Origin of the sequence: Acidovorax sp. DW039, from assembly GCF_037101375.1 — a bacterium.
Classification (GTDB): domain Bacteria; phylum Pseudomonadota; class Gammaproteobacteria; order Burkholderiales; family Burkholderiaceae_C; genus Acidovorax.
On sequence record NZ_AP029019.1, the window covers coordinates 164,283 to 175,974 of the forward strand.

The window sequence follows — 11,692 nt, forward strand, 5'->3', positions numbered from 1 at the left end:
CTGCACTCGTTGGCGAGGGCTCTGTCATGTCGTGCCACGCAGGGCCGGGTTGAAGCTTTGTCGGTTGGGGGGGGGGCTTGGGCATCAGCCCCATAGGGTTCCCCGCCAGAGTGCGGTTGCAAACCCTCACATCGCAAAAATCTTCCCAGGGTTCAGGATGTTCTTCGGGTCCAGTGCGCGTTTGATGGCGCGCATCATGTCCACAGCGCCTGCACCGGTCTCGTCCAGCAAAAAGCCCATCTTGTGGATGCCCACGCCGTGTTCGCCCGTGCAGGTGCCGCCCATGCTCAGGGCCCGGGCGACCAGGGTGTGGTTCATGGCTTCGGCTTTGGTGCGTTCTTCGGCGCTGTTCGGGTCGATGAGGTAGCCGAAGTGGAAGTTGCCGTCGCCCACGTGGCCGACGAGGAAGTAGGGGATGCCGCTGGCTTCCACCTCATCCACCGATTCGAGCAGGCAGTCGGCCAGGCGGCTGATGGGCACGCAGGTGTCGGTGCTGATGGCGCGGCAGCCGGGGCGGCTTTGCACGGCGGCAAAGTAGGCGTTGTGCCGCGCGGTCCACAGGCGTGTGCGCTCTTCGGGGGTGCTGGCCCATTCAAAAGCTTGGCCGCCGAATTCGTTGGCAATGTCTTGCACCATCTCGGCCTGTTCCTTCACGCTGGCGGGCGAGCCGTGGAACTCCATCAGCAGCATGGGCTCCTCGCGTAGCGTGAGCTTGCTGTGGGCGTTGACCATGCGCACGGTGTGGCGGTCAATCAGCTCCACGCGGGCAATCGGCACGCCGATCTGGATGATCTGGATGGTGGTGCGCACAGCCGCTTCGATGCTGGGAAAGGAGCAGATGGCGGCGCTCACCGCTTCGGGCAGGGGGTACAGGCGCACGGTGATTTCGGTCATGATGCCCAGCGTGCCTTCACTGCCTACCATCAGGCGCGTGAGGTCATAGCCCGCGCTGCTCTTTTTGGCGCGGGTGCCGGTGCGGATGACTTCGCCGCTGGCGGTGACCACTTCCAGCGCCAGCACGTTCTCGCGCATGGTGCCGTAGCGCACGGCGTTGGTGCCGCTGGCGCGGGTGGCGCACATGCCGCCAATGCTGGCGTCTGCACCGGGGTCGATGGGGAAGAACAGGCCCGTGTCCTTGATGGCATCGTTGAGCTGCTTGCGGGTGATGCCGGGCTGCACGGTCACGGTGAGATCCTCCGCGTTGATGCTGAGGACCTGGTTCATGCGGCTCACATCGATGCTGATGCCGCCCTGCACGGCCAGCAAATGGCCTTCGAGCGACGAGCCCGCGCCGTAAGGAATGACGGGCACGTCGTACTGGCTAGCCAGCTTCACGGCGTCGGCCACATCCTGCGTGCTTTGCGCAAATACCACGGCGCTGGGCGGCGGGGCCTGCAGCGAGCCTTCGTCGCGCCCGTGCTGCTCGCGCACGGCCTGGGCCAGCGAGCATTGCGCGCCGAAGCGGGCCAGCAGCGCATCAATAAGGGCTTGCGGAACGTCGCGCAGTTGGATTTCGGGCAGCAGATGGGCGGCAGCGGTGGGGGCGTTCATGGGCTTGTCTCCTGGAGGGCAATGAAAATCATTCTAGGACGCTTGTCCGCAGAGTGCTGAAAGCAGGCTTTCAGCCAACTGCAGAGGTACCGCGGCGCTCCCGTGCCCGAGGCAGGGCCAAAGGCTCCACCCCCATGGCGCGATGCCTGTGCCGCTGCGCTGCCGTGCCCCCGGATCAGCTCACCAGCGCATTGGAGAGCAGGGCGGAGTCGCCTTGCTCCAGCAGGGCACTGATGTTGGGGTAAGAGCCGCTGCTGCGTGGCACCACGACCAGCGTGACAACCGCAGTGCCGCCCAGCGAGATCTGGTTGGTGAAATCGAACAGCACGTTGCTGGAGTCGCCCTTGCTGGTCAGGCGCACGCGGTAGATGCCTGCGGTGACGGAGACGAAGTCGCTCAGTTCGCCCAAGGCCGACACGGTGGCTGTGGGGCTCAGGCCACTGAGGCTGCTGGTGTTGGTGATGTACAGGTCCAGCCCGCCCAGGTTTTCTGCCGCGTGAAACAGGCGCACCTTGGTCTTGCCGCTGTCTGCGCTGCTGTTGGATTCGGCAAAGAACTTGAACTTGAGGCTGTTGGCCAGCGAGCCATAGGCCAGCAGCGTGGTGTAGCTGTCTTCGTCCAGCGTGCGGGTTTCAGACAGCTTGGCTGACGAGCCTCCGGCTGCGTACAGCGAGACCTGGGTGCTGTCTGCCTCGACCGAGTACCACGACGAGATGGTGCCGCCATTGGCCAGAGAGGCGGACAGGCGGGTGCTGCCTGCGTAGAAGTCTGCCTGCGTGTAGTCCACCGTGGCGTTGACGAAGCGCAGGTGCGCTTCACTGCCCAGGCCCCCACATCCTGTCAGGGCCAGCGTGCTGCTGGCCCCGGCCAGCCCCAGGGCAGACGCCAGAACGCGGCGGCGGGTGGGAAGCGGGGGGCGGGTGGTGGAGGGTAGGGAATGGGCGAAGAACACGGTGATTTCCTTGCAATTGACGTGATGTGTTGCGATGCGTGGAGGCTACGAAGCTCCACGCATTGGCACATGTGTCAGCCGTAAAGAAAACCGGCGTGCGGGTAAAGAACCTTGAAGCAGAAACATCCATCCTGTCGGTGGTGTGACCAGACTTCGTGCGGTGCCCCTGGTGAGCGACCCTGGTGCGCGGGGCGGTGTGCACAGCCATGGTGCGCCAGTGTGGTGCATCCAGCTTGTATACCAGTTGGCACGGAACCTGCGTAAGTGCAGGCAATGACCACCGCCAACGACATCAGCAACCGCATCATGGAAGCCGTGATGGCCCAGAAGCTTGCGCCGGGCTCACGCCTGGGCGAGCAGCAGTTGGCCATGCTGTTTGACTGCAGCCGCACCATCGTGCGCGAGGCGCTGACCCGGCTGTCCACCCGCGGCATCGTCACCGTGAGTGCGCGGCGTGGCTGGTATGTGGTGGAACCCTCTGAACACGAAGCCCGCGAGGCCTTTGAGGCCCGCCGGGTGATTGAACTGGGCCTGTTGCACCAGCTCAAGGCCAAGGCGCCGGACAAGGCGGCCCTGCGCCAACTCAAGCTGCACCTGCAACGCGAAAAAGCTGCCCTGGCGGGCACCGATGTGGGGCTGCGCACTTACCTGCTGGGCGACTTTCATGTGTGCCTGGCCGAATGCCTGGGCAATGCCCTGCTGGCCGACACGCTGCGCGACTTCACGGCGCGCACCACGCTGATTGCGATGCTCTACCAGTCATCGCACGATGCAGCGCAGAGCTGCGAGGACCATGTGCGCATTGTCGAAGCGCTGGAGGCCGGGGACATTGCCCGCGCCGAGTTGCTGATGGCCGAGCACATCGGCACCGTGCAGGCCGCCTTGCGCCTGCAAGCCAGCACCGATCCGCTGGCTGGCCTGCGTGATGCGCTGGCGCCGGTGGCTCCTGTGGCGTCAGCTTCCTCCGCTGCCTCGGCACCGTCTGCGCCCGACACGCCTGCCGCAACGGCTGCACCTGCCAAGCGCCGCAGCCGCACCCGTTCACCCTCCCGTTCCACCCCCTCGCCGTCGGACGACGGTTCTGCCTACCTAGGAGCCTTGCTATGACCGCCTCGCTGAGTTCTTCTGCTTCTGCCCGCCTGGGTGCCCGCCGCCGCACCCTGGCCCTGCTGGCCGCTGCCGGTGTGGGTGCTGCGCTGCTGACACCCGCCGCCCACGCCCAGAACGCACTGGACAACATCCTCAAGGCCAAAGAGATCAAGATCGCCATCCCCACCGACTACCCGCCCTACGGCTTTGTCGGCACCGACCTCAAGCCCCAGGGCCTGGATGTGGAGATGGCCAACTACATTGGCACCAAGCTGGGTGTGAAGGTCGAGCTGATCCCCGTAACTAGCGCCAACCGCATTCCGTACCTGCAAACGCAAAAGGCCGATCTGGTCATCTCCACCCTGGGCAAGAACCCCGAGCGTGAGAAGGTGATCGACTTCACCGCCGCCTACGCCCCGTTCTTCCAGGCCGTGTTTGCCAGCAAGAGCCTGAACATCAAGAGCTTTGCCGACCTGACGGGCAAGACCGTGGCCGTGACGCGTGGCGCGATGGAAGACCAGGAACTGGCCAAGGTGGCCCCCGCTGGCGTGGACGTGAAGCGCTTTGAAGACCATGCCGCCAGCATCTCGGCCTTTGTGTCGGGCCAGACGCAGGCCATTGCCACCAGCGCTTCTACCGCCGGCACCATCATGGTGAAGAACCCCAACCTGCAGACCGAGTTCAAGCTGCTGCTCAAAGACAGCCCCAACTTCATCGGTGTGGCCAAGGGGGAGGACAAGCTGCGCACCCGTGTGAACGAAATCATTGCCGAAGCCAAGAAGGCGGGCGATCTGGACAAGCTGTCGAACAAGTGGCTGGGCCGCCCTGCGGGCGATCTGCCGCAATAAGCCGGTACGACGATTCCCATCCATTGCACAGGGCTGCGGCGTGACAAGCGCCGCAGGGTTTGCCCACCATGCTGATTCAACTGGACTTTTCTGCCGTGCTGGCCTCGTGGCCGCTGCTGGTGCGCGGCGTGGTGTGGACCATCGGTCTCACCATTGTGGGCACCGCGCTGGGCCTGCTGCTGGGCACCGCCTGTGCCTGGGCACGGGCGCGCAACCTGGGGCACCGGCCTGCGCCGCTGCGCTGGGCCGTGGCCAGCTATGTGGAGCTGGTGCGCAACACGCCTTTCATCGTGCAGCTGTTCTTCCTGTTCTTTGGCCTGCCCGCGCTGGGGCTCAAGCTCTCGCCCGAGTTCGCCTCAGTGCTGGCCATGGTGATCAACCTGGGCGCGTATTCCGCCGAGATCATCCGTGCAGGCATTGAGGCCACGCCCCGTGGCCAGATCGAAGCCGCGCACAGCCTGGCGCTTACGCCGGGGCAGACCTTCCGCCGCGTGGTGCTGCCGCCTGCGCTGCAAAAGGTGTGGCCCGCCATGGTCAGCCAGATCATCATCGTGATGCTGGGCTCTGCCGTGTGTGGGCAAATCTCCACGCCCGAGTTGAGCTATGCCGCCAACCTGATTTCAAGCAACACCTTCCGTGCGTTTGAGGCCTTCATCGTGGCCACGCTGGTGTATCTGGCGCTGTCCATGCTCACCCGCCGCCTGCTGATGTGGGTAGGTGCACGTTTTCTGGTGGGGAGGTAAAGAACGTGTTTACCGCTTATTCGACGCCGCGCAAGTACCTTGCCGGGATGGGATGCAAGGCGCGGTGCGCAGTTGATAGCACGGCTATCAACAAGCGCCGCAACGCCGCAGACCGCCCGGCAAGGCACTTGCCCGAAGGGTTGGCACGAAATCGGGCGATTGGACGCCCCGACTGCTTGCATGGGCATGAGCCCATGCGGCGCATCCGAAACATCCACTCATCCCGATTGCGCGCCAACGCGGCATCGAATAAGCGGTAAACACGTTCTTATCATGGTTGAATTTTCGCTATGGGACATCCTGCGCAACCTGCTGATGGCGGCGCGCTGGACGGTCACCCTCTCCCTCATTGCCTTCATCGGCGGTGGCCTGGTGGGCCTGCTGCTGCTGGTGGCGCGCTTGTCCAAGCTGCGCGGTGCGGAGCGCGCTGTGGGCGCGTATGTGCAGGTGTTTCAGGGCACCCCGCTGCTCATGCAGCTGTTCCTGGCGTACTTTGGTATTGCGCTTTTTGGCATCAAGACCTCGCCGTGGACGGCCGCTGCCGTGGCGCTCACGCTCTACACCAGCGCCTACCTGACAGAGATCTGGCGCGGCTGTGTGGCCGCCATCCCCAAGGGCCAGTGGGAAGCCGCACAAAGCCTGGCACTCAACTTTGGCGAGCAGCTGCGCCATGTGGTGCTACCCCAGGCACTGCGCATTGCGGTGCCGCCCACGGTGGGCTTTCTGGTGCAGGTCATCAAGGGCACGGCGCTGGCCTCGGTTATCGGCTTTGTGGAGCTGACCAAGGCGGGCAGCATGATCTCCAACGCTACGTTCCAGCCCTTCCTCGTCTACGCCTGTGTGGCGCTGCTGTACTTTGCCCTGTGCTTCCCCGTGAGCCTGGTGGCGCAATCGCTTGAAAGGAAACTCCATGCCAACCGCCGTTGAAGCCACACCTGCCGCCGCCGCTGCTCCCGCGCATCCGCACGACGGCATCCTCGTCGGCCCGCCGCCCATCGTTGATATCACCGCGCTGCGCAAGTCCTACGGCACCAACGAGGTGCTCAAGGGCATCGACATGAAGGTGGCGCGCGGCGAGGTCATCTGCATCATCGGCAAGAGTGGCTCGGGCAAGAGCACGCTGCTGCGCTGCGTGAACGGGCTGGAGGAATTTCAGGAAGGCGCCTTGAGCGTGAACGGCAAGAAGCTGCTGCACGACAACCCCGCCGCCATGCGTGAGCTGCGCCAGCAGGTGGGCATGATCTTCCAGAGCTTCAACCTCTTTCCTCACCTCTCGGTGGGTCGCAACATCATGCTTGCGCCCACGCTGGTCAAAGCGCGTAGCGCGCAAGAGGCGGAGGCCCAGGCGCGCAAGCTCCTCCAGCGTGTGGGCCTGGCCGAAAAGTTTGACGCCATGCCCGACCAGCTCTCGGGCGGGCAGCAGCAGCGCGTTGCCATTGCACGCGCCCTGGCCATGGAGCCGCAGGTGCTGCTGTGCGACGAGATCACCTCGGCGCTGGACCCTGAGCTGGTGGGCGAGGTGCTGCGTGTGGTCGAATCGTTGGCGCAAGAGGGCATGACGCTGATGATGGTCACCCACGAGATGGCATTTGCCCGCAAGGTGAGCGACCGCGTGATCTTCATGCACCAGGGCCTTGTGCACGAGCAAGGCACGCCTGCCCAGCTGTTTGGCAGCCCGCAGACGCCCGAACTGCAGCAGTTTCTGTCTTCGCTACACGATTGATTTGGGAAAAAAGAAGGGCGACAGACGGTGCCCATCGCCCAAAAAAAAGCCCGGACGTCCACCACCGCCCGGGCTGTTTGAAAAGGGAATGCGTTTGAACAGGTTCTCAGACGCATTCCCGCGTGGTCAGGATTTCAGGCCGGCTTCGTATTCCTCACGAGACAGCATCTGGTCCTTGTTTTTGTCCAAGGCCTGGAAGCGGTTGCCAATGGCTGGCAGCAGCGCTGCCTCCTGAGGGCTCAGCATTCCATCGTGATCCTTGTCCGCGCGCTGGAAAGCCGCATCACTGGCGCTGCTGGCCTGTGTGCTGCCTTCGCTGCGCCCTGTGTTGGCCGCAGGGGCGGTAGCTCCGCCACCGAAGGTGGCTTGTCCCGCTGTACTGGGTGACGCATTGCTGGGGCCGATCACCGATCTGGAAGAAGAGGTACCTGCTCCGCCCGCACTGCCGCCTTGTGTGCCAGTCTGTGCATTCACTGCGCCGGTGCCGAAAGTCAACGCTGCGAACAGCAGGACGCTGCTGGCTTCGAAGTGACGGGCCCAGGGGGCCAGAGGGCGTGCGTGTCGTTGCTTGGTCTTCATGGATGCAGAGCTCCGTAAAGTTGAACAGGCCTTCATTGCACCGCGGTCGGCAGGCCGACACCAGCACTTTTGCCTGCTGTTGCCTGCGCCAACACTTTGGGGCCGCGTGTAACGAAGCGACGCGCTCTTGAAAAGCAACTTTGCACAGCTGTGCCAGCGGGGCACAGGATTGCACGGGTAAAAACCCGGCTAGCGCTTGAAGGATAAGCGTGGCCAGCTATCAATTTGGTAGTAACCCCAGGGTGGTGGGACTTGCATCTTGCGCGGCACAATCAGGTGGTCCGCTGGGTGCCTTGCGTCCCTGGCCCCTTCACCTTGCAACCCTTGCTGTCTTCGCCATGCCCCAAGCTTCCAAAGCCTCCAGAGCCCTTCAGATCACTGCTGCCCTTGCTGTGCTGGTGGCTGCTGCAGCGCTGCTCAACCCCTCTGCAGAGCAGCACCGCAAACGCATTCAGGATGCAGTGGCCGAACGTAGCCCGCTGGCCGGTGCACTGGGCGTGGGGGCCTTGGCAGCGTTTGTGTCCAACTACCACTCGGTGGGCCTTGCCTCGTACACCAGCATCCGCGGGCGCACGGTGTCGGTAGGCTTCATGGGCATGGTGTTCGTGCTGGATTCGCACAAGGATGTGTAAGCGGTGCGCGTAACTCCTCGGCGTCGTTGTTCCGTCTTGTCATACCCGGCGTACTGCCTGCGACGAGACGCCTGGCCAAGGCCGCTGCGCTGAGTTTTGTGAGCCGCTCTTATTCGAATTAGTCGGAGAGATCGCATGGGAAATCGCCTCACTGAAATTGCCACCCGCACGGGCGACGCGGGCACGACCGGCCTGGGAAACAACCAGCGCGTGTCCAAGAACAGCCTGCGCATTCATGCCATGGGCGATGTGGACGAGCTGAACTCGCACATTGGCCTGCTGCTGTGCGAACGCTTGCCCGAGGGCGTGCGCACGCTGCTGGTGGAGATTCAGCACCAGTTGTTCAATCTGGGCGGCGAGCTGTCCATTCCTGGCTTTGAATTGCTCAAGGCCGAGGCCGTGCTTACTCTGGACGAGGCTTTGGCTGAGCACAACGCAGCCTTGCCGCGCCTGCAGGAATTCATCCTGCCTGCGGGCACCCGCGCCGCAGCCCAGGCCCATGTGTGCCGCACCGTGGCCCGCCGTGCCGAGCGCGCGGTGGTGGCCCTGGGCAACGAAGAGGCTTTGAACGACGCGCCCCGTCAGTACCTCAACCGCCTGTCTGACCTGATGTTTGTGCTGGCCCGCGTGCTCAACCGCATGGACGGCGGGGATGATGTGTATTGGAAGAGTGAGCGGCTCGCGAAGCAGGATGCTACTGAATAGATAGCGTCTTGCGCTTATCCATCGAGCGCCGGGAGCTAGTGAGGGCTCATTTGTCCGAAGGCGGAAACTGTCACCGCACCGAAGCGCCTGTGTGCGGTGCTGTGCACCCAGCGCGGCAAGCACCCCTACCAGGGACGCCCGATGACAAAGCGAATGGGTTGGCGGATGGTCTCGAGGCCTTCGTACAACTCCGCTTGCAGTTCGCCGCGGGTCAGCGCGGTGTCGAAATTCCAGGTTTGTTGATGCTCGTTGTTCATGCGAGACCATCCGCCGCGCTCAGCGCGCACCACCTGCCCTGATGCGGGCTTGAAGGAAAGTGTCTTGATACGCAGCAGCGTGTCGTTCCCTTGGAGTTGAAGGCTCTTGCCGTCCAATTTGAAATGCTGGATCTCGACGTCGCCCAGTTTGACGGGGCCTGGCCGTTCGGGGTCGAAGGCCTGCGCTGCTTTCTTGGTGCCCTTGGCCACACTGAGAGGCATCGTGCCCTCGAAGATCAGGCCGCTCACCGTCTTGTCCGGCAGCCGGTTCACGGACAGACTGAAGCTGCGTGAACGGGCGTCTGCAGAGAATTTGGGAAAGCCTCCCATCTCTGCCTGTCCCAGGCTCTGAGTGGTCTTGTCGGGAAACACCGCGGTGACGCGCACGTCACCCTTGTCGAAGAAGGAGTTGGTCCACTGGTTAAACACACCGGAGCGCGCAGTGGCGATGGCGTTGACCTCCACTTTCTCCAAGTCACCGGAGGTTGCAAAGGGAACCAGGTTTTTGTCTTTTCCCGGTGGGGCCTCGATGAACATGACACCCAGAAGTTTCACGTCCATGGTGTTTTGCGCATGCACCAGAGCGCTGCTTGCTGCCATTGCGGCGCCTACGATCAGGGAGGTGATGAGCGATGCACGAGTTTTCATTCAGAGTCTCATGGAGGATGGTGGGGCCCCTGGCTCGATGGCGCTGGGGGGCGCATGTGAGAAAAGACTGTGTTCTCAAAGGGCTTTCATTCTGCTGCAAGGTGACCTTGTGCATATGCCGTGATGCGCCGTAGGGGGTTGCACAAGGCTGTCACACAAAAAGCATGGGTACTTGCGGGTCTGGGGGCTGGCACGGCTGCAGAGCTGCGGGTACGATGAACAGATCGCCAAAAGGCTCGAACCTTCTTCTGCCTCTGCCATGGACAGTCACCGCACTTCAGCCCGCTGGGTCAACGAGGCACATCCGTTTTCTGGCAAGTCCGGTTGGCTTTGCGTGGCCTTCCTGTGCGTCATGGTGGCTCTGGGTTTCTATTGGGAGGCGCCTGCTTTGGGTTGGCTGGGAGCTGCGCTTTTGTTGGGTCAGGCGCTGGGATACCGCAAGTGGCAAGAAGAGGGGGCGCTGATTGCCAAGGCGCAAGCCTCTGCGGACTGGATGCCTGCACGATTGGCCCACGAGCAGTTCTCCAGCGAATGGGGATGGAAGCTGGAGGTGTCGTTGCCCGACGGGGCAGCGGTGTGGTTCCTGACGTCCACGGGTCATTTCCGCAAAGAGTTGCCGCTGCCTGTCGAGGTCTGTGATATCGGCGGAGGTCTGGTGGTGATTCGCTACGAAGACCGCTTGGTACTGACCAGGGTGGAGTTCAAGGGTTAGGGACACCTGCATTTGCTGGCGGGGTCTTTGGTTTTTCGACGTGAAGCGCTTCTGGGTTCAGAACTTTTCCGGGGTGGCGTGTTCACACCTGCTCCTGTCACCACCTTCACTCTGCTCCATGGCTTCTCTTCGATCTTCCCTGCCTGCAGTGGCCTTGCTGGCCGCGCTGACCGGCCTGACCTCTTCTGCAGCGCAGGCAGAAATGGCCTTTGTGCCCGCTGCCCAGCAAGCCGCGCTATTGACCAGCAGCGATCCGCAACTGGCGGCGAACAAGCGCCTGGTGTTTGATTTCTGGCGGGAGGTGTTTGAAGGCGGCCACATGGATCTGGCAGCCAAATACCTGTCGGACGAGTACATCCAGCACAACCCCAATGTGGCCAGCGGGCGGGCTGCGTTCGTGGAGTTTTTCTCCAAGATCAAGAAGCCCCAGCCCATCGCTGCGCACATTCAGGCACCGCTGATTTCCATCGTGGCGGAACGTGATCTGGTCATCCTGACGTTTGGGCGCGAGTATCCGGACTCCAAGGACCCGAGCCAGCGCTACTCGACGACCTGGTTCGACATGTTCCGGATTGCCAACGGCAAGATCGTGGAGCATTGGGACCCCGCCTTGCGTCGCTAAACCGGCGGCAGAGGGCCTGAGGTTCTGTGCCCAGGCTACTCCCTGGGCGGCCGCTCATCGGGCTCCAGGGCGCGCCTTGCAGGCGGCCTTGATCAGGCGCTTGTAGGGCTGACCAGGCACATCCTTGAACAGGACCGGGGCCTGACCTTCCTCGTAGTTTTCTTTCGCAATCTCTGGCCCTTGCCATTGCGGCTCGGCATGGTACGAAAGCCAGAGATACCACGCCTTCTGTGCAGTGCAGTCCACACTGATCTTGGCCTCATAGGAGCGGTACTTTTGCCCCCGGAACGACGTGCGCTGGTGGCTGCGTGACACGCGCAAATCCAGCAGCACACGTTCACCCAGGGAGGTGGGTGCGGGGAGCACCTCGATCAGTTCGCCATTTTTCTCGGCGGGGTCTCCCAATACCGTAAACCATGGCTCTGCCGAAGCCGCCATGGGAGTGATCAACGCCAACAGGACCGTGCCAGGGAGCAGAAAGCGAAACACCACATTTCCTTTGCTGGAGGAGAGTTGCACGCCGCGTGTCTGTGGGAATGCGTGAGCGAGGTTGCGCATCGTAACTGATAAGCATTCTTCAAGAGCGCAGGCACTCCAGGCATGTCTTTTGACGGTGGCGTTGCGCCATGCG

At 62.9% G+C, this 11,692-nt stretch carries 14 protein-coding genes; 9 read left to right on the top strand and 5 right to left on the bottom strand.

Translation table 11 applies throughout. The features are described from left to right. Positions 1 to 126: 126 nt before the first annotated feature. Positions 127 to 1,551: an FAD-linked oxidase C-terminal domain-containing protein gene (locus AACH87_RS00760; RefSeq protein ID WP_338796790.1), complete on the bottom strand. Its 1,425-nt coding sequence runs from the start codon at positions 1,549 to 1,551 to the stop codon at positions 127 to 129. A 175-nt stretch (positions 1,552 to 1,726) separates the two neighbouring features. Then, positions 1,727 to 2,503 carry a DUF4397 domain-containing protein gene (locus AACH87_RS00765; RefSeq protein ID WP_338796791.1) on the bottom strand — a complete coding sequence of 259 codons (777 nt, stop codon included), beginning with the start codon at positions 2,501 to 2,503 and terminating at the stop codon, positions 1,727 to 1,729. Between the two features lie 273 nt (positions 2,504 to 2,776). Here AACH87_RS00765 and AACH87_RS00770 point away from each other — a divergent pair, with 273 nt between their 5' ends. The 5 genes from AACH87_RS00770 to AACH87_RS00790 all read left to right on the top strand — a co-directional run bounded on the left by AACH87_RS00770 (position 2,777) and on the right by AACH87_RS00790 (position 6,906). Then, positions 2,777 to 3,610 (top strand): GntR family transcriptional regulator, encoded by an 834-nt coding sequence (locus tag AACH87_RS00770; protein WP_338796792.1) that lies wholly within the window; start codon positions 2,777 to 2,779, stop codon positions 3,608 to 3,610. Continuing rightward, entirely contained in the window at positions 3,607 to 4,440 is an 834-nt protein-coding gene (locus AACH87_RS00775) for a transporter substrate-binding domain-containing protein (protein WP_338796793.1), read from the top strand. Before AACH87_RS00770 ends, AACH87_RS00775 begins: the two co-directional genes overlap by 4 nt. A 68-nt stretch (positions 4,441 to 4,508) precedes the next feature. Continuing rightward, the gene (locus AACH87_RS00780; RefSeq protein ID WP_338796794.1) at positions 4,509 to 5,183 is read left to right on the top strand and encodes an amino acid ABC transporter permease; all 675 of its coding nucleotides are present in this window, start codon (positions 4,509 to 4,511) and stop codon (positions 5,181 to 5,183) included. Positions 5,184 to 5,456: 273 nt separating this feature from the next. Then, complete coding sequence (locus AACH87_RS00785; protein WP_338796795.1) at positions 5,457 to 6,110, top strand: amino acid ABC transporter permease; 654 nt, start codon at positions 5,457 to 5,459, stop codon at positions 6,108 to 6,110. Continuing rightward, positions 6,094 to 6,906 (top strand): amino acid ABC transporter ATP-binding protein, encoded by an 813-nt coding sequence (locus AACH87_RS00790; protein WP_338796796.1) that lies wholly within the window; start codon positions 6,094 to 6,096, stop codon positions 6,904 to 6,906. The genes AACH87_RS00785 and AACH87_RS00790 overlap by 17 nt, the downstream gene beginning before the upstream one ends. 126 nt (positions 6,907 to 7,032) lie before the next feature. Here the strand turns inward: AACH87_RS00790 and AACH87_RS00795 are convergent, their stop codons facing one another. Continuing rightward, positions 7,033 to 7,485: an EF-hand domain-containing protein gene (locus tag AACH87_RS00795; protein ID WP_338796797.1), complete on the bottom strand. Its 453-nt coding sequence runs from the start codon at positions 7,483 to 7,485 to the stop codon at positions 7,033 to 7,035. Between the two features lie 338 nt (positions 7,486 to 7,823). On the opposite strand from AACH87_RS00795, the gene AACH87_RS00800 reads away from it, so the two are divergent. After that, on the top strand, positions 7,824 to 8,117 hold the full coding sequence (locus AACH87_RS00800; protein ID WP_338796798.1) for a hypothetical protein: 294 nt from the start codon (positions 7,824 to 7,826) through the stop codon (positions 8,115 to 8,117). A gap of 135 nt (positions 8,118 to 8,252) precedes the next feature. After that, positions 8,253 to 8,822, top strand: coding sequence for a cob(I)yrinic acid a,c-diamide adenosyltransferase (locus tag AACH87_RS00805; RefSeq protein WP_338796799.1), 570 nt, complete (start codon positions 8,253 to 8,255; stop codon positions 8,820 to 8,822). A gap of 125 nt (positions 8,823 to 8,947) precedes the next feature. Here the strand turns inward: AACH87_RS00805 and AACH87_RS00810 are convergent, their stop codons facing one another. Continuing rightward, a complete protein-coding gene (locus tag AACH87_RS00810) occupies positions 8,948 to 9,727 on the bottom strand; it encodes a hypothetical protein (protein ID WP_338796800.1) in 780 nt (259 codons plus the stop codon). A 259-nt stretch (positions 9,728 to 9,986) separates the two neighbouring features. Between AACH87_RS00810 and AACH87_RS00815 the strand changes: the two genes are divergently transcribed. Together AACH87_RS00815 and AACH87_RS00820 are read left to right on the top strand one after the other, a co-directional pair. Continuing rightward, a complete protein-coding gene (locus tag AACH87_RS00815) occupies positions 9,987 to 10,439 on the top strand; it encodes a hypothetical protein (RefSeq protein WP_338796802.1) in 453 nt (150 codons plus the stop codon). Positions 10,440 to 10,557: 118 nt separating this feature from the next. Next, on the top strand, positions 10,558 to 11,061 hold the full coding sequence (locus AACH87_RS00820; protein ID WP_338796803.1) for a nuclear transport factor 2 family protein: 504 nt from the start codon (positions 10,558 to 10,560) through the stop codon (positions 11,059 to 11,061). A gap of 54 nt (positions 11,062 to 11,115) precedes the next feature. On the opposite strand, the gene AACH87_RS00825 is transcribed toward AACH87_RS00820, so the two are convergent. Continuing rightward, positions 11,116 to 11,580 (bottom strand): surface-adhesin E family protein, encoded by a 465-nt coding sequence (locus AACH87_RS00825; RefSeq protein WP_338796804.1) that lies wholly within the window; start codon positions 11,578 to 11,580, stop codon positions 11,116 to 11,118. Positions 11,581 to 11,692 lie beyond the last annotated feature (112 nt).

Excerpts from the sequence above, each read along its gene's own strand:
- AACH87_RS00790 (WP_338796796.1), top strand. The coding sequence starts at position 6,094 with ATGCCAACCGCCGTTGAAGCCACACCTGCCGCCGCCGCTGCTCCCGCG.
- AACH87_RS00805 (WP_338796799.1), top strand. The coding sequence starts at position 8,253 with ATGGGAAATCGCCTCACTGAAATTGCCACCCGCACGGGCGACGCGGGC.
- AACH87_RS00795 (WP_338796797.1), bottom strand. The coding sequence starts at position 7,485 with ATGAAGACCAAGCAACGACACGCACGCCCTCTGGCCCCCTGGGCCCGT.
- AACH87_RS00770 (WP_338796792.1), top strand. The coding sequence starts at position 2,777 with ATGACCACCGCCAACGACATCAGCAACCGCATCATGGAAGCCGTGATG.
- AACH87_RS00785 (WP_338796795.1), top strand. The coding sequence starts at position 5,457 with ATGGTTGAATTTTCGCTATGGGACATCCTGCGCAACCTGCTGATGGCG.
- AACH87_RS00760 (WP_338796790.1), bottom strand. The coding sequence starts at position 1,551 with ATGAACGCCCCCACCGCTGCCGCCCATCTGCTGCCCGAAATCCAACTG.
- AACH87_RS00800 (WP_338796798.1), top strand. The coding sequence starts at position 7,824 with ATGCCCCAAGCTTCCAAAGCCTCCAGAGCCCTTCAGATCACTGCTGCC.
- AACH87_RS00810 (WP_338796800.1), bottom strand. The coding sequence starts at position 9,727 with ATGAAAACTCGTGCATCGCTCATCACCTCCCTGATCGTAGGCGCCGCA.
- AACH87_RS00820 (WP_338796803.1), top strand. The coding sequence starts at position 10,558 with ATGGCTTCTCTTCGATCTTCCCTGCCTGCAGTGGCCTTGCTGGCCGCG.
- AACH87_RS00775 (WP_338796793.1), top strand. The coding sequence starts at position 3,607 with ATGACCGCCTCGCTGAGTTCTTCTGCTTCTGCCCGCCTGGGTGCCCGC.
- AACH87_RS00780 (WP_338796794.1), top strand. The coding sequence starts at position 4,509 with ATGCTGATTCAACTGGACTTTTCTGCCGTGCTGGCCTCGTGGCCGCTG.
- AACH87_RS00815 (WP_338796802.1), top strand. The coding sequence starts at position 9,987 with ATGGACAGTCACCGCACTTCAGCCCGCTGGGTCAACGAGGCACATCCG.